This is a genomic window from Streptomyces sp. NPDC048590 (assembly GCF_043199535.1).
GTDB lineage: Bacteria > Actinomycetota > Actinomycetes > Streptomycetales > Streptomycetaceae > Streptomyces.
Window position 1 is genome coordinate 638,058 of the sequence record NZ_JBICWC010000001.1, and the last position, 23,021, is coordinate 661,078.

At 72.3% G+C, this 23,021-nt stretch carries 22 protein-coding genes; 12 read left to right on the forward strand and 10 right to left on the reverse strand.

Annotated elements, in window-relative coordinates; all coding sequences use genetic code 11:
* Nucleotides 1–86 precede the first annotated feature (86 nt).
* From ACGFNN_RS02650 to ACGFNN_RS02675, 6 genes are all read left to right on the forward strand, one after another.
* Complete coding sequence (locus tag ACGFNN_RS02650; RefSeq protein WP_362549469.1) at nt 87–290, forward strand: hypothetical protein; 204 nt, start codon at nt 87–89, stop codon at nt 288–290.
* 179 nt (nt 291–469) lie between these two features.
* Nucleotides 470–670, forward strand: a complete 201-nt coding sequence (locus ACGFNN_RS02655; RefSeq protein WP_393552121.1) for a DUF6243 family protein — start codon at nt 470–472, stop codon at nt 668–670.
* Nucleotides 671–823: 153 nt separating this feature from the next.
* A complete protein-coding gene (gene dusB / locus ACGFNN_RS02660) occupies nt 824–1,972 on the forward strand; it encodes a tRNA dihydrouridine synthase DusB (RefSeq protein ID WP_362664614.1) in 1,149 nt (382 codons plus the stop codon).
* A 574-nt stretch (nt 1,973–2,546) separates the two neighbouring features.
* Nucleotides 2,547–5,258 (forward strand): pyruvate, phosphate dikinase, encoded by a 2,712-nt coding sequence (ppdK, locus tag ACGFNN_RS02665; protein ID WP_393552122.1) that lies wholly within the window; start codon nt 2,547–2,549, stop codon nt 5,256–5,258.
* 547 nt (nt 5,259–5,805) lie between these two features.
* On the forward strand, nt 5,806–6,807 hold the full coding sequence (locus tag ACGFNN_RS02670) for an ArsR/SmtB family transcription factor (protein WP_393552123.1): 1,002 nt from the start codon (nt 5,806–5,808) through the stop codon (nt 6,805–6,807).
* A 132-nt stretch (nt 6,808–6,939) separates the two neighbouring features.
* A complete protein-coding gene (locus ACGFNN_RS02675) occupies nt 6,940–7,356 on the forward strand; it encodes a VOC family protein (RefSeq protein ID WP_393552125.1) in 417 nt (138 codons plus the stop codon).
* Nucleotides 7,357–7,608: 252 nt separating this feature from the next.
* Here the strand turns inward: ACGFNN_RS02675 and ACGFNN_RS02680 are convergent, their stop codons facing one another.
* From ACGFNN_RS02680 to ACGFNN_RS02695, 4 genes are all read right to left on the reverse strand, one after another.
* Nucleotides 7,609–8,775, reverse strand: coding sequence for an alkaline phosphatase PhoX (locus ACGFNN_RS02680; protein WP_393552127.1), 1,167 nt, complete (start codon nt 8,773–8,775; stop codon nt 7,609–7,611).
* Nucleotides 8,776–8,891: 116 nt separating this feature from the next.
* Entirely contained in the window at nt 8,892–9,251 is a 360-nt protein-coding gene (gene nirD / locus ACGFNN_RS02685) for a nitrite reductase small subunit NirD (RefSeq protein WP_393552129.1), read from the reverse strand.
* Nucleotides 9,251–11,836, reverse strand: a complete 2,586-nt coding sequence (nirB, locus tag ACGFNN_RS02690) for a nitrite reductase large subunit NirB (RefSeq protein ID WP_393552130.1) — start codon at nt 11,834–11,836, stop codon at nt 9,251–9,253. Before nirB ends, nirD begins: the two co-directional genes overlap by 1 nt.
* A complete protein-coding gene (locus ACGFNN_RS02695; protein WP_393552132.1) occupies nt 11,836–13,098 on the reverse strand; it encodes an NAD(P)/FAD-dependent oxidoreductase in 1,263 nt (420 codons plus the stop codon). The genes nirB and ACGFNN_RS02695 overlap by 1 nt, the downstream gene beginning before the upstream one ends.
* Nucleotides 13,099–13,226: 128 nt before the next feature.
* Between ACGFNN_RS02695 and ACGFNN_RS02700 the strand changes: the two genes are divergently transcribed.
* Together ACGFNN_RS02700 and ACGFNN_RS02705 are read left to right on the forward strand one after the other, a co-directional pair.
* Nucleotides 13,227–14,018 carry a TSUP family transporter gene (locus tag ACGFNN_RS02700; RefSeq protein ID WP_362664599.1) on the forward strand — a complete coding sequence of 264 codons (792 nt, stop codon included), beginning with the start codon at nt 13,227–13,229 and terminating at the stop codon, nt 14,016–14,018.
* Between the two features lie 58 nt (nt 14,019–14,076).
* Nucleotides 14,077–14,499: a GNAT family N-acetyltransferase gene (locus ACGFNN_RS02705; RefSeq protein WP_393552134.1), complete on the forward strand. Its 423-nt coding sequence runs from the start codon at nt 14,077–14,079 to the stop codon at nt 14,497–14,499.
* Nucleotides 14,500–14,525: 26 nt separating this feature from the next.
* Here the strand turns inward: ACGFNN_RS02705 and ACGFNN_RS02710 are convergent, their stop codons facing one another.
* The 4 genes from ACGFNN_RS02710 to ACGFNN_RS02725 form a co-directional block, all read right to left on the reverse strand.
* Complete coding sequence (locus ACGFNN_RS02710) at nt 14,526–15,158, reverse strand: class F sortase (protein WP_393552136.1); 633 nt, start codon at nt 15,156–15,158, stop codon at nt 14,526–14,528.
* 19 nt (nt 15,159–15,177) lie between these two features.
* On the reverse strand, nt 15,178–15,843 hold the full coding sequence (locus tag ACGFNN_RS02715) for a hypothetical protein (protein ID WP_393552138.1): 666 nt from the start codon (nt 15,841–15,843) through the stop codon (nt 15,178–15,180).
* 376 nt (nt 15,844–16,219) lie between these two features.
* The gene (locus ACGFNN_RS02720; protein WP_393552140.1) at nt 16,220–16,696 is read right to left on the reverse strand and encodes a DUF5990 family protein; all 477 of its coding nucleotides are present in this window, start codon (nt 16,694–16,696) and stop codon (nt 16,220–16,222) included.
* Nucleotides 16,697–16,699: 3 nt separating this feature from the next.
* The gene (locus tag ACGFNN_RS02725) at nt 16,700–17,515 is read right to left on the reverse strand and encodes an aminotransferase class IV (RefSeq protein WP_393552141.1); all 816 of its coding nucleotides are present in this window, start codon (nt 17,513–17,515) and stop codon (nt 16,700–16,702) included.
* A gap of 68 nt (nt 17,516–17,583) precedes the next feature.
* On the opposite strand from ACGFNN_RS02725, the gene ACGFNN_RS02730 reads away from it, so the two are divergent.
* From ACGFNN_RS02730 to ACGFNN_RS02740, 3 genes are all read left to right on the forward strand, one after another.
* Nucleotides 17,584–18,156 (forward strand): NADPH-dependent FMN reductase, encoded by a 573-nt coding sequence (locus tag ACGFNN_RS02730; RefSeq protein WP_393552896.1) that lies wholly within the window; start codon nt 17,584–17,586, stop codon nt 18,154–18,156.
* A 92-nt stretch (nt 18,157–18,248) separates the two neighbouring features.
* Nucleotides 18,249–18,587 (forward strand): divalent-cation tolerance protein CutA, encoded by a 339-nt coding sequence (cutA, locus tag ACGFNN_RS02735; protein WP_362664584.1) that lies wholly within the window; start codon nt 18,249–18,251, stop codon nt 18,585–18,587.
* Nucleotides 18,584–19,045 carry a gamma-glutamylcyclotransferase family protein gene (locus ACGFNN_RS02740; RefSeq protein WP_393552143.1) on the forward strand — a complete coding sequence of 154 codons (462 nt, stop codon included), beginning with the start codon at nt 18,584–18,586 and terminating at the stop codon, nt 19,043–19,045. Before cutA ends, ACGFNN_RS02740 begins: the two co-directional genes overlap by 4 nt.
* Here the strand turns inward: ACGFNN_RS02740 and ACGFNN_RS02745 are convergent.
* Both ACGFNN_RS02745 and ACGFNN_RS02750 read right to left on the reverse strand, forming a co-directional pair.
* Nucleotides 19,008–21,083 (reverse strand): molybdopterin oxidoreductase family protein, encoded by a 2,076-nt coding sequence (locus ACGFNN_RS02745; RefSeq protein WP_393552145.1) that lies wholly within the window; start codon nt 21,081–21,083, stop codon nt 19,008–19,010. The genes ACGFNN_RS02740 and ACGFNN_RS02745 overlap by 38 nt on opposite strands.
* 67 nt (nt 21,084–21,150) lie before the next feature.
* Complete coding sequence (locus tag ACGFNN_RS02750) at nt 21,151–21,903, reverse strand: vancomycin high temperature exclusion protein (protein ID WP_393552147.1); 753 nt, start codon at nt 21,901–21,903, stop codon at nt 21,151–21,153.
* Nucleotides 21,904–22,078: 175 nt separating this feature from the next.
* On the opposite strand from ACGFNN_RS02750, the gene ACGFNN_RS02755 reads away from it, so the two are divergent.
* The gene (locus ACGFNN_RS02755) at nt 22,079–22,987 is read left to right on the forward strand and encodes a sirohydrochlorin chelatase (RefSeq protein WP_393552149.1); all 909 of its coding nucleotides are present in this window, start codon (nt 22,079–22,081) and stop codon (nt 22,985–22,987) included.
* The last annotated feature ends 34 nt before the right edge of the window (nt 22,988–23,021 follow it).

A 23,021-nucleotide genomic window follows, 5' to 3' on the forward strand; every position in this document is an offset into this window, starting at 1 on the left:
GGCCTCGTAACGATGCCCCCGGTTCCGTACTGCGGAGCCGGGGCCATCGTGCACACTGGGCCCACTCGTCCACAGGGGAGGCCGGCATGCCGTCCATGACCACGAGCAAGGTCAGCAGATGGGACCAGCACGGACGTGAACACACCGTCCACGTGCGGAAGTCGGGGATGCAGCGGCAGCTGACCTGCGGCACCTGCGGCTGGCGCAAGGGGGCTCAGTTCCTCCCCTGGCTGAAGGCCGAGGAGCACCTCACCGAGGCGCACCAGGCGACGGTCGACCCGACAGCCTGAGAGCCCGCGCGGCACACCCGGAAAACGGGGTGAGACTCCCGCCCCGCCGGGGTACTTTGGGGCCATGTCTTCCTTCCTCCAGATCTACGAGTGAGTGCGCGACGGGCCCCGCGCCCGTCGCCCATCGGATCGATACACCGAACGTCATCCTCACTTCGCACCCGGAACGGGAGAACCACATGGCCAAGGGCCGCAACAACCTCCTCGGCGTGGGCGGACAGCGCAAGAAGCTGTCCCGCGCCGACCAGCAGGGCGCGGGCACCGCGCGCAACGAGGACCGAAAGGCCGCAGAGGACAAGAAGCAGGAGCTGGTCCGCAAGATGCGTGAGCGCGCCGCCGGACAGGCCGCTCCGGCCCAGGACGAACCGGCCGCGAGCTGACGCTCCCGCACCATCAGCGGTGACACGGGCCCGGACCGCCACCTCGGCGGTCCGGGCCCGTGTACGTGCGTCCCGGCCCCCCGGCGGGGGCCGGGGCAGGGCGATGACCGGGTGCCGGCCGGGCCGCCCGCCGGGTGCGGGACAATGGGGCACATGACCACGCTCGCCCCCGCCCTCCCGCTGCTCCGGATCGGCCCGCACACCGTGCAGCCGCCGGTCGTGCTCGCCCCGATGGCCGGCATCACCAACGCGCCCTTCCGCACCCTGTGCCGAGAGTTCTCCGGCGGCAAGGGGCTGTTCGTCAGCGAGATGATCACGACCCGGGCGCTGGTCGAGCGCAACGAGAAGACCATGCAGCTCATCCACTTCGACGCGAGCGAGACCCCGCGCTCGATCCAGCTCTACGGAGTGGACCCGGTCACCGTCGGCAAGGCGGTCCGCATGATCGTGGACGAGGACCTCGCCGACCACATCGACCTGAACTTCGGCTGCCCCGTACCCAAGGTGACCCGCAAGGGCGGCGGCTCCGCACTGCCGTACAAGCGCCCCCTGCTGCGGGCGATCCTCCGTGAGGCCGTGGCGCAGGCCGGCGAGCTCCCGGTCACCATCAAGATGCGCAAGGGCATCGACGACGACCACACCACCTACCTCGACGCGGGCCGCATCGCCGTCGAGGAGGGCGTCACCGCCGTCGCGCTGCACGGCAGGACCACCGCCCAGCACTACGGCGGTACGGCCGACTGGGACGCCATCGCGCGCCTCAAGGAGCACGTCCCCGAGATCCCGGTCCTCGGCAACGGCGACATCTGGTGCGCCGACGACGCGCTGCGGATGATGCGGGAGACGGGCTGCGACGGTGTCGTCGTCGGCCGTGGCTGTCTCGGGCGGCCCTGGCTCTTCGGTGACCTCGTGAGCGCCTTCGAGGGGACGGGGACCAGGCAGGCGCCCGCCCTGCGTCAGGTCGCGGACGTGATGCTGCGGCACGCGACCCTGCTGGGGGAGTGGATCGGCGACGAGAGCCGGGGCGTGATCGACTTCCGCAAGCACGTGGCCTGGTACCTCAAGGGTTTCGCGGTCGGCTCGGACATGCGCCGGAAGCTCGCGGTCACCTCGTCGCTGGAGGAGCTGGGCGGCCAGCTCCAGGAGCTGGACCTCGACCAGCCCTGGCCGGACGGCGCGGACGGCCCCCGCGGCCGCACCTCGGGCAACAACCGGGTGGCGCTGCCGGACGGCTGGCTCAAGGACCCGTACGACTGCGCGGGTGTGGGCGCCGAGGCCGAGCTGGACACCTCGGGCGGCTGAACGCCACGCCCCACTCAAGGGCACCCGGTGCCCCACGACATGCCCGCTCGGATGAGCGGGCATTTTCGTCGGGATCGGAGATGATCCCACGCGTTTTCCCGAATGTGGCGCGAAGTGGCCGCACGGACGACCGGTCCTCATCACCCTGGGTAAGGCAATGGTGGACCAGGTGTGACCAGGTGGCGCCCCGCAGGCATCCGCATGGTGACATCTGAGCGCGACCAGGGGCGTGATTCTCGCCACCCTTGAGATCGGTTTTGCTCAGATGAGCGCTCTTATGGGTGCTGCACTTCTCAAATGGCGGCACTGGGTGCCAGATGTGTTTACTTTGATCGATCAAAGTCTCCGCTACTCCATGTGGTCGTGATTCGCCGAATCAGGAACCCTGAGTCATCTTGACTTCAAGGAGTGAACGAATTCCTCCGTCCGGGCTCACCGGCCCGCTACTTTCGATCTGCTGGCGGACGGGTGGTTCAGCCCTCATGACGCGCAAGTGGCCGTACCGAGACACCTTCGATCTGGGTATGTTCCTCGCCGTCAGGGCAGCCACCGCGTCCTCGAGGAGTCGAGACCCGTGTCGGAAAACAAAGATCAGCAGAAGTTCGTCTACGACTTCACCGAGGGCAACAAGGATCTGAAGGACCTGCTGGGCGGCAAGGGTGCCAACCTCGCCGAGATGACCAACCTCGGGCTCCCCGTCCCTCCGGGCTTCACCATCACCACCGAGGCCTGCAAGGTCTACCTGGACAGCGGCGACGAGCCGGCCGAACTGCGTGACGAGGTCAGCGCGCACCTCACGGCGCTCGAGCAGCGGATGGGCAAGAACCTCGGCCAGGCCGACGACCCGCTGCTGGTCTCCGTCCGCTCCGGCGCCAAGTTCTCGATGCCCGGGATGATGGACACGGTCCTCAACATCGGCCTCTCCGACGCCTCCGTCGCGGGGCTCGCCCAGCAGGCCGGTGACGAGCGTTTCGCCTGGGACTCCTACCGCCGTCTCATCCAGATGTTCGGCAAGACCGTCCTCGGGGTCGACGGCGACCTCTTCGAGGAGGCGCTGGAGGCCGCGAAGCAGGCCAAGGGTGTCACGGTCGACGTGGACCTCGACGCGGACGACCTGAAGAAGCTCGTCAAGCAGTTCAAGAAGATCGTCACCAGGGACGCCGGGCGGGACTTCCCGCAGGACCCCCGTGAGCAGATGGACCTGGCCATAAAGGCCGTCTTCGACTCGTGGAACACCGACCGGGCCAAGCTCTACCGCCGTCAGGAGCGCATCCCCGGAGACCTCGGCACGGCCGTCAACATCTGCTCGATGGTCTTCGGCAACCTCGGACCCGACTCGGGTACGGGCGTCGCCTTCACCCGTGACCCGGCCAGCGGCCACCAGGGCGTCTACGGCGACTACCTCCAGAACGCGCAGGGCGAGGACGTCGTCGCGGGCATCCGCAACACCGTGCCGCTCGCCGAGCTGGAGTCCATCGACAAGACGTCGTACGACCAGCTCATGAAGATCATGGAGACGCTGGAGACCCACTACAAGGATCTCTGCGACATCGAGTTCACCATCGAGCGCGGTCAGCTCTGGATGCTCCAGACCCGGGTCGGGAAGCGCACTGCGGGCGCCGCGTTCCGTATCGCCACCCAGCTCGTCGACCAGGGCCTCATCGACGAGGCCGAGGCGCTCCAGCGTGTCAACGGCGCGCAGCTGGCCCAGCTGATGTTCCCGCGCTTCGACGACGAGGCCTCCACCGTCCTGCTCGGCCGGGGCATCGCGGCGTCGCCGGGTGCGGCCGTGGGCAAGGCGGTCTTCGACTCGTACACCGCCGTCAAGTGGTCGCGCTCGGGGGAGAAGGTCATCCTGATCCGCCGGGAGACCAACCCCGACGACCTCGACGGCATGATCGCGGCCGAGGGCATCCTGACCTCGCGCGGCGGCAAGACCTCGCACGCGGCCGTCGTCGCCCGCGGCATGGGCAAGACCTGTGTCTGCGGCGCCGAGGAGATCGAGGTCGACACCAAGCGCCGCCGGCTCACCGTCGGGTCCACGGTCGTCGAGGAGGGCGACCTGGTCTCCGTCGACGGCTCCACCGGCAAGGTGTACCTCGGTGAGGTGCCCGTCGTACCGTCCCCGGTCGTCGAGTACTTCGAGGGCCGGATGCACGCGGGGGCCGACGACGCCGACGAGCTCGTCGCCGCCGTGCACCGGATCATGGCCTACGCCGACCGGGTGCGCCGGCTGCGCGTCCGCGCGAACGCGGACAACGCCGAGGACGCCCTGAGGGCCCGCCGCTTCGGCGCCCAGGGCATCGGCCTGTGCCGCACCGAGCACATGTTCCTCGGTGAGCGCCGCGGGATGGTGGAGAAGCTGATCCTCGCCGACACCGACGACGAGCGCGAGGAGGCGCTGGCCGCGCTGCTGCCCCTCCAGAAGAGCGACTTCATCGAGCTGTTCGAGTCGATGGACGGACTGCCCGTCACCGTACGGCTGCTCGACCCGCCGCTCCACGAGTTCCTGCCGGACATCACCGAGCTCTCCGTCCGGGTCGCGCTCGCCGAGTCCCGCAAGGACGCCAACGAGAACGACCTCCGGCTGCTCCAGGCCGTCCACAAGCTCCACGAGCAGAACCCGATGCTCGGCCTGCGCGGTGTCCGTCTGGGCCTGGTCATTCCGGGGCTGTTCGCCATGCAGGTCCGGGCGATCGCGGAGGCCGCGGCGCAGCGCAAGAAGGCCAAGGGCGACCCGCGCGCGGAGATCATGATCCCGCTCGTCGGCACGGTCCAGGAGCTGGAGATCGTCCGCGAGGAGGCCGACCGGGTCATCGCGGAGGTGGAGGAGGCCACCGGTACCCGGCTGAAGCTGAGCATCGGCACGATGATCGAGCTGCCGCGCGCCGCCCTGACCGCCGCTCAGATCGCCGAGGCCGCACAGTTCTTCTCCTTCGGCACGAACGACCTCACCCAGACGGTGTGGGGCTTCTCCCGCGACGACGTGGAGGCCTCCTTCTTCACCGCCTACCTGGAGAAGGGCATCTTCGGGGTGTCGCCCTTCGAGACGATCGACAAGGACGGCGTCGGCTCCCTCGTGCGCAGCGCGGTCGAGGCCGGCCGGGCCACTCGCCCGGACCTCAAGCTCGGTGTCTGCGGAGAGCACGGCGGTGACCCCGAGTCCGTCCACTTCTTCCACGAGGTCGGCCTCGACTACGTCTCCTGCTCGCCGTTCCGCATTCCGGTCGCCCGGCTGGAAGCGGGCCGCGCCGCGGCCGCGTCGCACGGCAGCGACAGCCGCTGAGACCAGGGCCGTCCCGCCGGGCATTGCGGGACAGCCCTCGGGCGGGCGGCGCCCGCCACACGTCCGGAGACCGCCGGCGGACAGGAGACCCTCATTCGCCCGGCGGCGGAGAACCGGATTACCGGAAGCGGCGGCACCCTGTGCGGGGGTGCCGCCGCTTCGCTCCGCCGGTTTCATCGTCCCGGCGTCAATTGAATCGCGAACGATTCAATGGCTCAGGTTGTTCGCTTTTCACCGTTCGGTGCGCAAAGCGAGGCCGTCCCGCCCGGGCGCGGCCAGGGGATCCCCACCCCCGGACCGCGCCCGCTTACCCCTGCCGGGTACGGAGCCGCACCGTCGACCACCGCCGCCGGACGAGAGAGGCCCCCCACGGCCCTCACCCGCCCATTCGGTGACGCCGGATGCGTACCCGACGTCGTACAGCCTTTCGGGTGGCGTGGATTCGGGCGAGACATTTCAACTCTGGCCGAAACCCCGTGGTGACCTCCTGTGACCCTCCGCATACGCTTCGGCGGGGGCAATTGCGGGTGCAACAGGTGGGGGTTCGGTGCTGCGTATCCATGTGTCCGGGACGGACCTTTCGCGCGTGCGGATGGCCACCCGGCCGGACGCCATGTGGGAGACGGTTCTCAGCTTTCACCGGCTTCGGGACCGGCGGGGTTCCACGGTCTTCGGGAAATGGCGGAAGGAATCCCGAAACCGGTTGAACGGTGAAGCGCGTCTGCTGTCCGCTGTCGTTCCTCCCCGCGGATACTTCCCCGACTTCCTGACACCCTCCGGGGGCGGGAGTGAACCGCTCGGCCTGGACGCGGGGATGGAGGCGCTGCGTGACACGCCAGAGGGACGCATCGAGGCCGAGCTGGGGCTGCTGTCCGCCGGCCGGGCCCCGGGGCGGAGCCCTTCGGGAGGTCCCCCGCCGGAGTGGCTGGGCGACGGCCGTGCGGAGCCCCTGGGACGTCTGATCACCACCCTGCGCGCCTACCACCGGGCGGCGGTCGAGCCCTACTGGCCGCACATCCGCGCGTCCGTCGAGGCGGACCGGGCGGTCCGGGGCAGGGCACTCCTGGACGGCGGGGCGGACGAACTGCTGGCCACCCTGCCGCCGATGATCCGCTGGCGCGCCCCCGTGCTGGAGGCGGACTACCCCGTCGACCGCGAACTGCGGCTCGACGGGAGGGGGCTGCTCCTGCAGCCGTCCTTCTTCTGCCGGGGCACCCCCGTGGTCTACCGCGATCCCGGCCTCCCGCCGGTCCTCGTCTACCCCGTCACCCACCCCGAGGCCCCGGCCTTCACCGATCCGGGTCCATGGCTGGGGCGGCTCGTGGGCAACACCCGCTCCACGGTCCTGAGGTCCATAGGCCACGGATGTACGACGAGCGAGCTGGCCCGGAGGACCGGGGTGTCCCTCGCCTCGGCCAGCCAGCACGCCTGCGTACTCCGGGAGGCCGGACTCGTCCGGACCCTGCGCCACGGCAGCTCCGTCCTGCACACGCTCACCCCGCTGGGCGCGGCCCTGCTGCGTGGCGGGGCCCCGCAGCCCGTCTCCTGAGGCCGTACCGGTGGCCGGGCGGGAACATCCGGCGGGACCGATGAGTTCCGGGCCGCCCGGCCGTCTACCCCTCGTAAGCGCGCACAGCGCCCAGCAGCACCTCGAAGTGCCGGACGAAAGAGTGGGAACACCATGCCTCAGCCTCAGATGATCTTCGTGAACCTGCCGGTCAAGGACCTGGAGACGACGAAGAACTTCTTCGGGAAGCTCGGCTTCGGCTTCAACCCGCAGTTCAGCGACGACTCGACCGCCTGTCTGGTCATCAGCGACACCATCTTCGCCATGCTCATCAGCGAGCCGCGCTTCAAGGACTTCACCAAGAAGGAGATCGCCGACTCCTCCAGAACGACCGAGGTCCTCATCGCCCTCAGCGCCGAGAGCCGCGAGAAGGTCGACGAGCTGGCCGACGCCGCCCTCGCCAACGGCGGGTCGCCCGCCAACGACCCCATGGACGAGGGCTTCATGTACGGCCGCTCCTTCCAGGACCCCGACCACCACATCTGGGAGGTCGTCTGGATGGACCCGGCCGCCGCCGAGGGCCAGGGCTGATCTAGGGCCTCTCGTTTGGATCATGCCGGGCTCGCGAGGCCTGGTGCCGCACCTCGCGGCGTTGTCGTCGGTCTCCGACGCTCCTTCCCCCAGCTCTCAACTCCGTTCGAGCAGGGGAGACCCCATCCGACTCCCTCCTCCGCCTTGCGATGCACGGCACCAGGCCCCGCTCCCTGATCCGGCCTGATCCAAACGAAAGACCCTAGGGGCGCGGAGGTCGCGGAGCCGGCTCCGCGACCTCCGCCACGGGCGTCAGGAGCGGAACGGTCCGGTGACCTCGTATGTGATGCCGCCGGACGAGCTGCCGCTGGTCCCTCGCTGGGACGAGAAGTACAGCCGTCGCCCGTCGGGGGAGAAGGCGGGGCCGGTGATCTCCGAACCGGACTGCCCGCTGATCCGCAGGAACGGGGCGACGGTGTCGTCCGGGGTGATCAGGCAGATCTCCATGTTCCCGCCGTCCTCGGCGACGTACAGATCGCCCGAGGCGGAGCGGGTGACGTTGTCGACACCGGTCAGCGGGGCGCCGCCGCCCGAGACGAGGGAGTCGTCGTACGCGAGCGAGATCGACGAGGCGTCCGCGTCGTACGCCCACACCCGGTTGTCGCCCTTGGTGGTGAACCAGCAGGTGCCCGCCGCGTAGAAGCAGCCCTCACCGCCGTTGAAGACCTTGGCGCCCGAGACCTGGTAGCGGGTCTGGGTGGGCGAGCCGTCCGGGTCGGGGACGGTCGTCCAGGTCACCGGACCCGAGGTGGCGGTCCCCGCCACCATGACCTGGAGCGTCCCGGACGACAGGTTGCCCCAGGTGGTGGGGCGGAAGCGGTAGAAGCGGCCGTCCGTCTCGTCCTCGGTCAGGTAGATGTAGCCGTGGTCCGGGTCCGCGGCCGCGGCCTCGTGCTTGAACCGCCCCAGCGCGGGCCGCTGCACGGCCGCGTTCACGCCCCAGGGGTCCGTCTCGTAGACGAAGCCGCGGGTCACCTCCTCGCAGGAGAGCCAGGTGTTCCACGGGGTGCGGCCGCCCGCGCAGTTGTTGTTCGTGCCGGACAGGATCCGGTAGGCCGAGGTGACGGTCCCGGAAGAGTTGAAGCGGACCGCGCTCGCCCCGCCGCCGCTGCCCGAGGAGACCTCGGCGTTGGAGACGTAGATCCAGCCGCTGCCGTCGGTGAAGGTCGCGCCGCCGTCCGGCGCGCTGTGCCAGCGGTACGAGGTGCCGGCCACGGTCTGCCCCGAACGGGCGATGATCCGGCTCGTGAAGCCCGACGGCAGCAGGATGCCGTTGCCATCGGCCGCCTGCAGTGCGCCGTACGGGCCGGTGGCCGGCTGGGCCGGGTCGGCGAAGGCGGCACCCCTCCACAGGGTGCCGCCGAAGGCTGTGGCCGAGGTGCCGATGACAGCCGTACGCAAGAAGGTCCGACGTTCCACGATCACTCCACGGGTGACGTGCCGGCCCGCCGGTCCGGTCGGCCCGGCGGGTGGGACGTCAGGACAGTAGAGGCGCGTAGTTGACGGCGCGGCAACAGCCGGTGAAGCGGCGGGGATCAGTCCGCGCGGACCGGGTGGACCGCCACGCTGACGTCGTCGTCGTCCAGGCAGGCGCCCGTCTCCAGGTCGAAGCGCTGCTTCAGCAGTGGCGACGCCACGAACGGCCGCCCGTCGGCGGAGCCGATCAGGCCGCGGGAGAGGACGTACGCCCCGGTGAAGGGGTCCCGGTTGTCGATCGCGTACACGCGCCCCGCCCGGTCCGTGAACACCGCGACCTGCCGGCCGTCGGGGAGGAGGGCCGCGACCCCGCGGCCGGGGGTGAGCAGCGAGCGGTCGCAGACCGTGAACCACCCGTCCCCGTCGGCGAGCTGGATCGTCCGGGTGTCCTGCGCCGTTTCCAGTGTCTGGGTCGTCATCAGGAGGCGGTCCCTTCAAGAGTACGGATGGCGAGCACCGGGCCCGCGAGGATGTCCAGGTCGGGCTTGACCTGGTCGCGCTCGGGGACGAACTTGACCGAGGGGTCCGGGGCGTCGGGGGCGTTGACGAAGGTCACGAAGCGCCGCAGCCGCTCGGGGTCGTCGATGGTCTCCGCCCACTCGTCGCGGTAGCCGGCGACGTGGTCGGCCATCAGCCGCTCCAGCTCGTCGCAGAGGCCCAGCGAGTCGTGGACGACGACGTCGCGTACGTGGTCGAGGCCGCCCTCGATCCGGTCCAGCCAGGTCGAGGTGCGCTCCAGGCGGTCGGCCGTGCGGATGTAGAACATCAGGAACCGGTCGATCAGCCGCACCAGTTCGGCGTCGGAGAGGTCCTGGGCGAGCAGGTCCGCGTGGCGCGGGGTGGCTCCGCCGTTGCCGCCGACGTAGAGGTTCCAGCCCTGGGCGGTGGCGATGATCCCGAAGTCCTTGCCGCGGGCCTCCGCGCACTCACGGGCGCAGCCGGACACCGCCGACTTCAGCTTGTGCGGGGAGCGCAGGCCCCGGTAGCGCAGTTCCAGGTCGATGGCCATCTTCACGGAGTCCTGGACGCCGTAGCGGCACCAGGTCTGCCCCACACAGGACTTCACGGTGCGCAGCGACTTCCCGTAGGCGTGGCCGGACTCGAAGCCCGCGTCCACCAGTCGGGTCCAGATCAGCGGCAGCTGGTCGACGCGGGCGCCGAACAGGTCGATCCGCTGCCCGCCGGTGATCTTCGTGTAGAGGCCGAAGTCCCGGGCCACCTCGCCGATCACGATCAGCTTCTCCGGGGTGATCTCACCGCCCGGGATGCGGGGCACGACGGAGTACGAGCCGTTGCGCTGGAGGTTGGCCAGGAAGTGGTCGTTGGTGTCCTGCAGCGCCGCCTGCTCGCCGTCCAGGACGTAACCGCTCGCGCCGACGGTCGGGGCCAGCGAGGCGATGATCGAACCGACGGTGGGCTTGCAGACCTCGCAGCCGTCACCGCCACGGGCCGCCTCGCGGCCGTGCGAGTCGAGCAGCGCGGCGTACGTGGTGATCCCCAGGGTGCGGACGATCTCGTACAGCTCGCTGCGGGTGTACTCGAAGCAGCCGCACAGCCCCTGGTCCTCGGGCTGGGGCAGCAGCTGGCCGATGACCTTGACACAACTGCCGCACCCGGTACCGGCCTTGGTGCACTTCTTCACCTCGGGCAGCGTGGTGTGCTCGCAGATCGCGCCCTTGGTGACGTTGTGGCAGGAGCAGATGACGGCCTCGTCGGGCAGCGAGGACGGGCCGAGGGTGACCGGGCCGCCCGCGCCCGCCGGCAGCACCAGCTGCTCGGGGGAGACCGGCAGGACCGTGCCCGTCATGGGCCGCAGCGTGCCGTACTGTTCGGCGTCGCCCACCAGGACACCGCCGAGCAGGGTGCCGTCCTGGCCGATCACCAGCTTCTTGTAGACGCCCGAGCGGGAGTCCGCGTACACCACGTCGAGGCATCCCTCGGCCGCGCCGTGCGCGTCACCGAAGGACGCGACGTCCACGCCGAGCAGCTTCAGCTTGGTGGAGAGGTCGGCCCCGGTGAAGGAGGCGGCGTTGCCCGCGATCACCTCGGCGACCGCGAGAGCCATCTCGTAACCGGGCGCCACCAGTCCGTAGACCCGGCCGTCCGAGGCCAGCGCGCACTCGCCGATCGCGAACACGTCGCTGTCGGAGGTGCGGCACTCCTCGTCGACGATGATGCCGCCGCGCGGCCCGACCGCCAGGCCGCAGTCACGGGCCAGCTGGTCCCGGGGACGGACGCCGGCGGAGAACACGACGAGATCGGTCTCCAGCGTCGAACCGTCCGAGAGGGACATGCCGGTGACCCGGCCGTCCTCGCCCGCGGTGACCTCCTGGGTGCCGACGCCCGTGTGGACGGTGAGGCCCATGTTCTCGATGGTGCGCAGCAGCGCGGCGCCACCGCCCTCGTCGACCTGGACCGGCATCAGCCGGGGGGCGAACTCGACGACGTGCGTGTCGAGTCCGAGGCCCTTCAGCGCGCCCGCGGCCTCCAGGCCGAGGAGCCCGCCGCCGACGACCGCGCCGCTCGTCGACGTCTTCGCGTACTCCTCGATCGCGAGGAGGTCCTCGATGGTGCGGTAGACGAAGCAGCCCTCGGCGTCCTTGCCCGGGACAGGCGGCACGAAGGGGTACGAGCCGGTGGCCAGCACCAGGGTGTCGTAGGAGAAGGTCTCGCCGGAGCGCGCGGTGACGGTGCGCGCCTCGCGGTCGACGCCGGTCGCCGGGTCACCGACGCGCAGGTCGATGCCGTGCCGCTCCATGAAGCCCGCCTCGACCAGCGAGAGGTCCTCCGGCGTCTTCCCGGAGAAGTAGGAGGTCAGCTGCACGCGGTCGTACGCCGGGCGGGGCTCCTCGCAGAGCACGACGACCTTCGCGGTCCCCGCCGCGGGGGTCAGGCCCCGGTCGGCGAGCGCTTCCAGGAACCGCTGTCCGACCATGCCGTGCCCGACGACCACGATCGTCGGCACGCCTGCGGTGGGGCGGGTCGGGGGAGTGGACACCGGCATCAGAAGCCTCCGTCGTTGGTGAGCAGGTGGAGCAGGGACATGTCGGCGGGGATGGGGTCGTCGTCCTGCCAGGTCCGGGCCAGGCTGCCGACCGCGGCGAGGTCGCCGAAGAGCACCCCGCCGGCGAGCCGGTCGCCCCGGACGACGACCGTGCGGTACGCGCCCCGGGTGGCGTCGGCCAGCCGGATCACGTCGTCGCCGGGCATCGGGCGGGAGTCGCCGAAGGCTGCCAGGTCGAGACCCCCGGACCTCTCGGGGACGACGGCGGCCCCGGTCGTTCCGGCGGCGACCGGTGTGGCGGGCGAGCGCAGGGTGAGCCGGGTCAGTGCCCGGGTGCCCCGGTAGCGCGCCGGGCGTCCGGCCAGCACCTCGGCCAGGACGTCGGCCTGTTCGAGCGCCGCCCCCGCGAGGCCGTAGACGGTCCCGTCGTGTTCGGCGCAGTCACCGACCGCGTGGACGTACGGATCCGAGGTGCGCAGCTCGTCGTCCACGACGACGCCCTTGCGGACCTCCAGCCCGGCGGCCTGCGCCAGACCCGTCCGGGGACGGACCCCGCAGGCCAGCACCGTGATCTCGGCCTCCAGCTCGTAGCCGTCGGCCAGCTCCACGGCCCGCACCGCCGGGGTGTGCCCGCCGGTGCAGCGAAGCCCGCGCACCCGGCACTCCGTGTGCACCTCGACCCCGAGCGCCTCCAGGTGGCCGCGCAGCATCCCCGCGGCCTCCGCGTCGAGCTGACGTTCCATGAGGTGCTCGCCCTGCTGGGCCAGCACCACCTGGGCGCCGCACTCGGCCAGGGCACGCGCGGCCGACACCCCGAGGAGCCCGCCGCCGATGACGACCGCGCGCACTCCGGGCCGCACCGCGGCACGCAGGGCCAGGCAGTCGTCGAGGGTGCGGAACGGATGCACCCCGTCCGGCAGCGTGTGCCCGAGGCCGCGCAGCGGCGGCAGCACCGGGTTGGAGCCGGTGGCCAGCACCAGGTGCTCGTAGCCGACGACGCTCCCGTCGTCGCAGAGCACCCTGCGCTCCGCCCGGTCGATCCGTACGGCCCGCACCCCGCGCCGCACCTCGGCGGGCGGCAGGGCGATCACGTCCGGCTCGTACCGTCCGGCGAGCACCTCGGCCAGCAGCACCCTGTTGTACGGTGCGTGGGCCTCCTCGCCGATGACGGTCACACCGGGGACCCGGGCGGCGAGCCGGGCGCCCGCCATCCCGGCACCGATCACCACCACCCGCGCCGTGTTCTCCGTCCGTGTCCTCATACCGACGAGAGTGCGCGGTGGGTGTTACCCGACCGCATCCCTCCTGTTTCCCGGGAGGAACCTTGCGCTCAGCGCACCCGCGGGCCCTCTGTGAGGGCGCCCGCACGGGTCCGTCTAAGGTCGTGGACATGCCCGAGATAACCCTCACCACCCTGGTCTTCCTCTGCCTGGCCGCAGGAGCGGCCGGCTGGATCGACGCGGTGGTGGGAGGCGGAGGGCTGCTCCTCCTGCCCGCCCTGCTGCTCGGTCTTCCGCACGTCCCGGCCGCCCATGTCCTCGGCACCAACAAGGCCGTGGCCATCGTCGGCACGTCCGGAGCCGCCGTGACCTATGTGCGCAAGGCCCCGGTCCAGGTGGGCACGGCCGTCCGGATCGGGCTCATGGCGCTCGCCGGATCGATGACCGGCGCCTTCTTCGCCGCGGGGATCAGCAGCGACGTGCTGCGCCCGGTGATCATGGTGGTGCTGCTCGCGGTCGCGGCCTTCGTGATGCTGAGGCCCTCCTTCGGTACCGCGGCGGCGGGGGACGGCACGGGCGCGCGGGTCACCCGGGCCCGGACGGTCACCGCGATCGTGCTGGTCGGCGGCGGCATCGGCTTCTACGACGGGCTGTTCGGGCCGGGCACCGGCACCTTCCTGGTGCTTGCGCTGACCGCGGTGCTCCATCTCGACCTGGTCACCGCCTCCGCCACCGCCAAGATCGTGAACGTGTGCACCAACGCCGGTGCGCTGGCGATGTTCGCCTACCAGGGGACGGTCCTGTGGCAGCTGGCCGCGCTGATGGCCGTATTCAATCTGGCCGGAGGCATGATCGGCGCGCGGATGGCGCTCAGCAGGGGCAGCGGCTTCGTCCGCGGGGTCCTGCTCGTCGTGGTGTTCTCGCTGGTCGCGAAGCTGGGCTTCGACCAGTGGACGGCCTGAGCGGTCGCCACGCGGCGCGGATTTGCACCGACGGGTCCGCCGTCTGATGATCAGCGACGTGTCCCCGTCATTCGTGCTCACCGGCCGCCTGCCCACCCCGGCCGAACACCGCCGCCTCGCCGAAGCGGTCGGCTGGAGCCACGCCTTCGACGTGTCCACCGTGCCCGCGTCCCTGGCCGGGTCCGTCGCGGGTGTCGTCGCCTCCGCCGGCGGACAGGTCGTGGGGATGGGCCGTCTGGTCGGGGACGGAGTCAAGTACTTCTACGTCCAGGACGTCGCGGTGCTTCCCGCCCACCAGGGGACGGGCATCGGGAAGGCTCTCGTGCGGCACCTGCTGGACCATGTGGCGCGCGTCGCGCCGTCCACCGCGTTCGTCGGGCTGTTCGCCACCGACGAGGCGCTGCCCCTGTACGAGCGGGAAGGCTTCACCCGCGGCGACATGACGGGCATGTTCCGCCTGGTCGAACCGCTCGGCGGCTGAGGCCGGCGGGACGCGCGGGAGCGCCGTCAGCGCACGTCGGTGAGGTGGGCGTACGCCACCACGTTCCCGAGGTATCCCGTCTCGCTGCTGAAGCCGCCGCCGCATGTGATCAGCCGGAGCGAGGGGTGCGGGGTCGCTCCGTAGACCCGCTCGTCGGGGAACTCGTCCTTCTCGTACACCTCCACCGCGTCGACCGAGAAGACGGCGGTGCGGCCGTCCCGGCGGTCGATCTCGACGGCGGCGCCCTTCTTCAGCGACCCGAGGGAGTAGAAGACCGACGGGCCCTCGGCGTTGTCCACATGGCCGGCGACGATCGCCGTGCCCGCGGCGCCCGGCGCCGTGCCGCCCTCGAACCAGCCCGCGAGATTGCGGTCCGCCGCGGGCGGCGCCGCGAGGCTGCCGTCCTCGCCCAGCCGCAGACCGGTCATGGGCGCGTCCACACCGATCGCGGGGATGCGGACCCTGACGGGCGGGGATGACCGCAGCGGTCCGGTGGCCGACGACCCCGGCCGCACCCCGGGGCCCGAGGCGAAGGCCTGGGCGGCCGACGGCTGAGGGGCGGCGGTCCGCAGGTCGGAACCCGTCTGTACCAGCCATACGCCGCACAGTGCGACGACGCCCGCCAGCCAGGCCCTCGACCTCAGCGCGCTCCTGTCCACGACCGCTCCCCGTCCGGCGTCAGTGGCGGGGGCCGTCCGCGCGGCGCCGGCGAAGGAGCAGCGCTCCACCGAGCACGGCCGCCGCTACCAGCCCCGCGCCGGTGGCGAGCTGCGCGGTGTCGGGGGCGGCGCTGCCGCCGACGCCCGTACCGACGTGCCCGGAGGGCCTGCTCGGGCTGGGCGCGGTGGTCGGGCGGTGCCCGGGGGGAACGGGCGGCCGTGCGGTCCCCGGCTCGGAACCCGGCGGCACGGGTTCGGGGCGGGCCCCCGGGTCCGTGCCGGTACCGCTGCCGGGCCGCTGGAGGGTCTCGGCCGCGGTCCCGGTGTCCGCCTCGTCCGCAGCAGGGTCCTCCGTCCCCGGCCAGAGGGCATCCGGGGCCGCCGGTTCGTCCGCCTGCTCCGTGCCGCCGAGCGGCTCCAGGCCGTCGAGGGGCGCCGGCTCACCGGACTCGAGCCCGGCGGAGGGATCAGTACCGTCGGCGTTCTCCGGGGCGGAGGGCTCGCACACCTGCGCCCCCGCCGGGTCGCACTCCTCCTCCCCGGCCGGCTGCTGACCGGCCGCCGGCACGGCGGTGAGCCCCGGTCTGCCGAGACCGTCCGCGTGGGCGGACGGGACGGCGAGGCCGAGCGCCGCTGCGGCGAGGGCTGCGGCGGTACCGGTCACGAGACGGGCGGGGCTGCGCATGGGAATCCTCCGGGCAGACGGATGTGTCCTGCCTCCGAGGTAACGGGCCGCACCGGCCGGCCGCACGCCGGCGCGGAATCAGCGTTCACCCGTACAGCCCCGGGCGAGGCGCCCGACGGTGCGGTACGGCGCGGGTCGCGGGGGTGCTGAGGCGCTCCGGGCCGCCCGGTGCCGATCGGGTGACCCCACCCGGATCTTCGCGTGTGACGCAGGTCACAGGAATGGAGTCCGAAGGCCCGGGCACACGCCCTCTATCCCCCCACGGGACCGCACCAATCCCCCCAAGGGGCGGCACCCCCCCGCCGCCCCCACGGCAACCGCCCTCACCGGGCTCGTCCCCCCTGGTACCGGTGAGGGTGGTGTCGTCTCCCCGGCCTCAGGCCGGGTCCGCGTCACCCGTGTCCGTCGCGGACCAGACGATGTCCGGCGGGCGCACCCGTGCGCACCGCGGCCGCCCCTTTCCGTCGGTGAGGCCCAGCCGCGCGGTCAGGTGCCCCGTCCCGGCCGCCGCCTCCAGGACCTCCGGGGGGACGTCGCTCATCATCAGCTTGGCCCTCCGGAACATCGTGAAGGTGCCGGCCTCGTCCACGGTCCCCCAGGACAGATAGAGGAACCGGCCTCCGAGCCGGTTCTGGACGTACGGCCCCGACACCTCGACGCCCTCCGCCGTGACCGCGGCGCTGCACTCCAGGGTCCAGCGCGCGCGGGGCGCGTCGCCCGGATGCAGGCCCAGCAGCTCGTCCGGCCGGTCCTTGCGCTGCACGCCGACATGGATGCCCTCGTAGCCGTCGAAGTCCGTGCCAGGGGCGCAGGTGAGCCCCGGGAGCCCGGTGGCCTCGATGTGGATCAGCACGGCTCACGCCTCCGTACGGGGTGCGGGGAGGGCCTCGCGCGGAGCGTCCTCGTAGACCTGGCCGAGCAGGCCCATCAGCGCGCCGTCGACCTCGAAGGCCGTGTCGTCGATCCGGTGGACCGGTGCGATGCCCTGAGAGTTGCTGATGAACGCCGCCCGGTACGCGCTCAGCCCTTCGAGCGTCACCCCGCGCCTGCGGGAGGGCCGCCCGGCCCGGGCGAGCCCGGTCTCCAGCAGGGCCATCGTGATCCCCGTCAGCGCCGGCGCGTCCGGCCAGACCACCGATGTGCCGTCCCAGAAGCCGATGTTGGTGATCGCGCCTTCCGTGACCATGCCCCCGGGTGAGGTGAGCAGGGCCTCGTCGAACCCGGCCCGCCGCGCCTGCTGCCCGTAGAAGACCTGGGCGAACTCGCCGGGGCGCTTGATGTGGGGGACCGCCCGGGCGTACGGCACCGACATGAGGCTCCGCGGAGTGCCGTCCACCCGGGCGGGTTCCCTCACCGTCACCATCGTCACCGTCGCCGTGCGGTCCGGCGGCAGGTAGGCGTGCACACGGACCGACGCGTCCGTCGCCCCCGCGCCGTCGAGCGCGTGCCCGACGAGCTCACGGACCCGCCCGCCGTCCAGGGGCGATCCGAAGAGCTCCCGGTTCGCGGAGTCCAGACGCTCCAGGTGCAGCGCGAGACCTCGCACCGTACGGTCCCTGACCTGCATCGCGGTGAAGTGGCCGTAACCCGCGAAGGCCGGGATCCGCAGATCCTCCCCGGTGGCGGGGTGGCCGTCGAACTCGACGTACAGGTCCGTCGTGGAAGTCGTCATGGCCCTCAGCGTAGGCGCCGCGCATCACGCTTGACCTCAAGTGCGGTTGAGGTGTGAGTCTGCTGCCCATGGACCTCAACACACCTGCTCCCGCCTCGCCCGACGCCCCGCTGAAGGTGGCCGTCATCCTCGGCAGCAACCGCGAGGGCCGCTTCGGGCCCGTCGTCGCCGAGTGGTTCCTGCGACGCGCCGCCGCCCACCCGGGCGTCGAGACCGAGCTGATCGACGTGGCCGAGACCGAGGTGCCCACGGCCGCTCCGGTGGCCCCACGGCTCGCGCGCGCCGACGCCTTCGTCGTCCTGACCCCCGAGTACAACCACTCCTATCCGGCCCCGCTGAAGAGCCTCGTCGACCGGCACTTCTCCGAATGGCAGGCCAAACCCGTCGCGTTCGTCTCCTACGGCGGAATCTCCGGGGGCCTGCGGGCCGTCGAGCACCTGCGGCAGGTCTTCGCCGAGCTCCACGCCGTCTCCGTACGCGACACCGTCTCCTTCCACAACGCCGGTGCCCTCTTCGACGACCTGGGCGAACCCAGGGACCCGGGACCCGTCGACGGGGCGGCCAAGAGGATGCTCGACCAGCTCGTCTGGTGGGGCCGGGCCCTGCGCGAGGCCAGGATCCGCCATCCGTACGGCGGCTGAATCCGCCGGGGCCGACAATCGAGGGGGCACGGCACCGGGGACGACCTCCGGACATGCCGTGCACGGACCCCCGAGAGACGAGGAGACCCGCGATGGCCGAGCCCGTATGCCTGACGGTGCTGACCACGACGGACAGCGAGGAGAAGGCGCGCGACCTGGCCCGCGGCGCGGTCGAGGCGAGGCTCGCCGCCTGCGGCCAGGTCTCCGCGCCCGTAACCTCCGTCTACCGGTGGAACGACGCCATCGAGACCACCGAGGAGTGGCAGGTGCTCCTCAAGACCACGGCCGAGCGCTACGACGAGCTGGAGGCCCACCTGCTCGCGGCCCACGACTACGCGACGCCGGAGATCATCGCCCTCCCGGTGGTGCGGGGCAGCGAGCGCTACCTCGACTGGGTGGCCGCGGAGACCGCGCCCCCGGCGGACCTGTGACCGAGCTGCCCTTCTTCGTCTACGGCACCCTGCTGCCGGGGGAACACAACCACGACCGGTTCCTCAAGGGCCGTACGAGCGACGAGCGCCCGGCCGTCCTGCCGGACGCCCTCCTCTACGAGGGCCCCGGCTACCCGTACGCGACCGGGGGAGACGGGACCGTGCGCGGAGCGCTGGTCACCGCCACACCCGGCGCGTACCCGGAACTGCTCGCGCTCCTGGACGGCCTGGAGCAGTACCTGGGGCCGGGCCACCCGCGCAATCTGTACGAGCGGGTGGCCCGGCCCGCCCTGCCCGCGTCCCCCGACTCCGCCCGGACGGGCCCCGCCGGGCCCGTCCGGGCCTGGGTCTATCTCGCCGCCCCCGCGATCGTCCGCTCCCTGGCGGCAGGCGGCACCCGCATACCGACCGGTGACTGGCTCACCCGGCGGCCTCCACCCGCACGGCGCACACCTTGAACTCCGGCATCCGCGACACCGGGTCCAGCGCGGGGTTCGTCAGGGTGTTGGCCCGGCCCTCGCCCGGCCAGTGGAACGGCATGAACACCGTGTCCTGCCGGATCGCCCCCGTGATCCGGGCCGGGGCCACCGCCCGCCCGCGCCGTGAGGTGACCGCGACCCGCTCGCCCTCGGCGACCCCGATCCGCTCGGCGAGACGCGGATGCAGCTCCACGAACGGCCCCGGCGCGGCGGCGTTCAGCTCGGCCACCCTGCGAGTCTGAGCGCCCGACTGGTACTGGGACACCACCCGCCCCGTCGTCAGCACCACCGGGTACTCCGCGTCGGTCTCCTCGGCGGAGGCACGGTGCGTGACCGGCACGAACCGGGCCCGGCCGTCGTCGGTGGCGAACCGCTCCAGGAAGAGCCGGGGCGTCCCCGCGTGCTCCTCGTCCGGGCAGGGCCAGAACACCCCGTCCTCGGCCGCGATCCGGGCGTAGGTGATGCCCGCGTAGTCGGCGGCCCCACCGGCCGAGGCCCGGCGCAGCTCGTCGAAGACCTGCTCCGGAACAGCCGGGAACCCCTTGCCGTGCCCCAGGAGTCCGGCCAGCCCCTCCAGCACCTCCAGGTCGCTGCGGACGCCCTCCGGAGGGGTGACCGCGCGCCGCCGCAGCAGCACCCGCCCCTCCAGATTGGTCGTCGTCCCGTCCTCCTCCGCCCACTGCGTCACCGGCAGCACCACATCGGCCAGCGCTGCCGTCTCGGACAGCACCACATCCGCGACCGCCAGGAAGTCCAGCGACCTCAGCCGCTCCTCCACATGACCCGCACGGGGCGCCGACACCACCGGGTTGGACCCCATGACCAGCAACGACCGCACATCCCGCCCCAGCGCGTCCAGCAGCTCGTAGGCACTGCGCCCCGGCCCCGGGAGGGAGTCGGGGTCGACGCCCCACACCCCGGCCACATGGCGGCGCGCCGCCGGATCGGTGAGCTTGCGGTAGCCGGGCAGCTGGTCGGCCTTCTGGCCGTGCTCCCTGCCGCCCTGGCCGTTGCCCTGGCCGGTCAGGCAGCCGTAGCCGGACAGCGGTCGGCCCGCCCGGCCCGTGGCCAGGCAGAAGTTGATCCACGCCCCCACCGTGTCGGTGCCCTTGGCCTGCTGCTCGGGTCCGCGCGCGGTCAGCACCATCCCGCTTCCCGCGCCGCAGAACATCTCCACGGCCGCGCGCAGCTGGGGCACGGCGACTCCGGTGAGGCGCTCCACGAGTTCCGGCCAGTGCGCCATCGCGCCAGCCCTGGCCTCGTCCCAGCCGCTCGTCCGGGTGCGCACGAAGTCCTCGTCCACCCGCCCGTCGGCCACCACCAGGTGCAGCATGCCGAGCGCGAGGGCGAGATCCGTGCCCGGACGGGGCGCCAGGTGCAGATCCGCCTGCTCGGCGGTCCTGGTCCGGCGCGGATCGATGACGATCAGCCGGCCGCCGTTCTCCTTCAGCTCGGTGAGGTAGCGCAGCGCGGGCGGCATGGTCTCGGCGAGGTTCGAGCCGACCAGGATCACGCACCCCGTCCGGGGGATGTCCTCCAGCGGGAACGGCAGCCCGCGGTCGAGGCCGAACGCCCGCTGGTGCGCGGCCGCCGCCGACGACATGCAGAAACGGCCGTTGTAGTCGATCTGCGAGGTGCCCAGCACCACCCGGGCGAACTTCCCGAGGGCGTAGGCCTTCTCGTTGGTGAGCCCGCCCCCTCCGAACACGCCCACGGCGTCCGGGCCGTGCTCGGCCCGGGTCCGGCGCAGCCCGTCCGCGATCCGCCCGAGCGCCTCGTCCCAGCTCGCCTGGGCCAGTTCGCCGGCGGCGTCACGCACCAGGGGCGAGGTCAGCCGCGCACCGGCCATGAGCACGGCGGGCGCGGTGCGCCCCTTCCCGCACAGGGCTCCCCGGTTGACCGGGAAGTCGGTACGCTCGACGACCTCGGCGACGCTGCCGTCGTCGACCGGTCGCAGCTTCATCCCGCACTGCAGGGCGCAGTACGGGCAGTGGGTGGACGTCTCGGTGCGGGCCATGCACTCAGCGTGCGAGGCCGGTATTACGAGGACCGGTGCGTCCGGTTACGCCACCGGTACGCGCACCTCAGCCCGCCCCGGGGCCCGCCGTGAGGTCGTGCTCCAGCGCGTCCGCCACCCCGGTCTCGCGGGGGCCCAGGAAGTGCGGATCCGGCCTGAACACCACGTCGAGAAGCGCCTTGCCCGCCGCGAACACCTCGCGGGCGCCGCCGTAGTACCAGGTCACGTCGTGCACGTCGTCGACCCCCACCCCGTACGCGTCGATCCCGGCGGACCGGCAGAGCGCGATCGCCCGCCGGATGTGGAAGCCCTGGCTCACCAGGACCGCCCGCTCCACCCCGAACACCCTCCTGGCCCGTACGCAGGAGTCCCAGGTGTCGAAGCCCGCGTAGTCGCTGACGATCCGCCCGTCCGGCACCCCGCGCGCGGTGAGGTAGGCACGCATGGCGTCCGGTTCGTCGTACTCCACCCGGCTGTTGTCCCCGGTGACCAGGACGACCCGCACCTTGCCCGCCCGGTACAGCTCCGCCGCCGCGTCCAGCCGGTGGGCCAGGTAGGGCGAGGGGCGGCCGTCCCACAGGCCCGCCCCGAAGACCACGGCGACCGGCCGGACCGGGGCGGCGGCGGTCGTCCGTACCCGGGCGTCGGCCGTGGTGTGCAGCCATGCCGCGGGCAGCAGCGCCAGGGTGCAGGCGGCCATCAGCGTCCGTACCAGCCGCCGCCGCCCCCTGCGGGTACTCGGCAGCCGCGGCCTCGCGCGCGCCGCCCACCGCGGGGGCCGCCAGGTCCGTGCCGCCGCCCACCGTGTTCCCGGCCTCATGTGACCCCCGCGCTCGTACCGGATCTCCCACAGGGGTGACGTACTTCGGGCGCGGACGGTTCGCGCCCGGTGTGAACGAACCCTGACGGCACCCGACCCCGCGGCGTGAGGGCGAGGCAAAACCCCGTGACCGCTGCGAAACGGCCCGGCAACGTCCACCCGGCACCATCGGTGCATGACGGAGACGGCACCGGAAGACCCCCGCGAGCCCCTGCCCCTCGACAGCACGGCGCAGCTCCTGACCCGCATCACCGCCCAGCTGGGAAGCCAGCTCGGCCTCGTCTCCCTGAACGGAACCCGCAGGCCCATGCACCGTACCCGCGTCTCCGCAGCCCCCGTCCTGGTCGCCGTCGCGCACGGCAGCCGGGACCCGCAGGCCCTGCGCACGGTCCTCGAACTGCTGGACCGTGTACGGGAGCTGAGGCCCGGGCTCGACGTACGGCTCGGCCACATCGAGCTGAACGAGCCCCTGCTCCCGGACACCCTGGACGGCATCGGGCAGGGCGAGGCCGTGCTCGTACCTCTGCTGCTCGGCCGCGGCCACCACGTACGGCACGACCTGCCGCGCGCGGCGGCCGCCGCGACCCGGCTGCGGACCCGCGTCGCGGCCCCGCTCGGGCCGCACCCGCTGCTCGTCGAGGCCCTGTACGAGCGCCTCCTGGAGGCCGGCTGGCGTGACGAGGACGGCATGCGCCGGGACACCGCGGTGGTACTTGCCGCCGCCGGATCGCGCGACCCCGACTCGGACACCGACGCGCGCCGGACGGCAGCCCTGCTGAGCGACCGCCTCGGTGGCGTACCCGTCGTACCCGCCTACGCCTCGGCCGCCGCGCCCACCGTGCCGGCCGCCCTGCGGGCGCTGGCCGCCCGGGGCCGTCACCGCACCGCCGTCGCCTCGTACTTCACCGCGCCGGGCCGCTTCGCCACCGTCACGGCCGCCGCCGCACCGGGTGTCGCCGCCGCACCGCTCGGGGCGCACCCGGCGATGGCACGCCTCCTGCTGCACCGCTACGACCAGGCAGTCGCCGCGCCCACGGCCGCCCACGAGGCCCTGACGCACCCGCACCTCCTGGCCACCGCCTGACCCTTGACGTCAGTCCACCGGGCTAATGTCGGGG

What these genes read in the sequence shown, in the direction of transcription:
- ACGFNN_RS02650 (WP_362549469.1), top strand. Translation starts at nt 87, where the DNA reads ATGCCGTCCATGACCACGAGCAAGGTCAGCAGATGGGACCAGCACGGA.
- ACGFNN_RS02655 (WP_393552121.1), top strand. Translation starts at nt 470, where the DNA reads ATGGCCAAGGGCCGCAACAACCTCCTCGGCGTGGGCGGACAGCGCAAG.
- dusB (WP_362664614.1), top strand. Translation starts at nt 824, where the DNA reads ATGACCACGCTCGCCCCCGCCCTCCCGCTGCTCCGGATCGGCCCGCAC.
- ACGFNN_RS02675 (WP_393552125.1), top strand. Translation starts at nt 6,940, where the DNA reads ATGCCTCAGCCTCAGATGATCTTCGTGAACCTGCCGGTCAAGGACCTG.
- nirD (WP_393552129.1), bottom strand. Translation starts at nt 9,251, where the DNA reads ATGACGACCCAGACACTGGAAACGGCGCAGGACACCCGGACGATCCAG.
- nirB (WP_393552130.1), bottom strand. Translation starts at nt 11,836, where the DNA reads ATGCCGGTGTCCACTCCCCCGACCCGCCCCACCGCAGGCGTGCCGACG.
- ACGFNN_RS02695 (WP_393552132.1), bottom strand. Translation starts at nt 13,098, where the DNA reads ATGAGGACACGGACGGAGAACACGGCGCGGGTGGTGGTGATCGGTGCC.
- ACGFNN_RS02700 (WP_362664599.1), top strand. Translation starts at nt 13,227, where the DNA reads ATGCCCGAGATAACCCTCACCACCCTGGTCTTCCTCTGCCTGGCCGCA.
- ACGFNN_RS02715 (WP_393552138.1), bottom strand. Translation starts at nt 15,843, where the DNA reads ATGCGCAGCCCCGCCCGTCTCGTGACCGGTACCGCCGCAGCCCTCGCC.
- ACGFNN_RS02725 (WP_393552141.1), bottom strand. Translation starts at nt 17,515, where the DNA reads ATGACGACTTCCACGACGGACCTGTACGTCGAGTTCGACGGCCACCCC.
- ACGFNN_RS02730 (WP_393552896.1), top strand. Translation starts at nt 17,584, where the DNA reads ATGGACCTCAACACACCTGCTCCCGCCTCGCCCGACGCCCCGCTGAAG.
- cutA (WP_362664584.1), top strand. Translation starts at nt 18,249, where the DNA reads ATGGCCGAGCCCGTATGCCTGACGGTGCTGACCACGACGGACAGCGAG.
- ACGFNN_RS02745 (WP_393552145.1), bottom strand. Translation starts at nt 21,083, where the DNA reads ATGGCCCGCACCGAGACGTCCACCCACTGCCCGTACTGCGCCCTGCAG.
- ACGFNN_RS02750 (WP_393552147.1), bottom strand. Translation starts at nt 21,903, where the DNA reads ATGAGGCCGGGAACACGGTGGGCGGCGGCACGGACCTGGCGGCCCCCG.
- ACGFNN_RS02755 (WP_393552149.1), top strand. Translation starts at nt 22,079, where the DNA reads ATGACGGAGACGGCACCGGAAGACCCCCGCGAGCCCCTGCCCCTCGAC.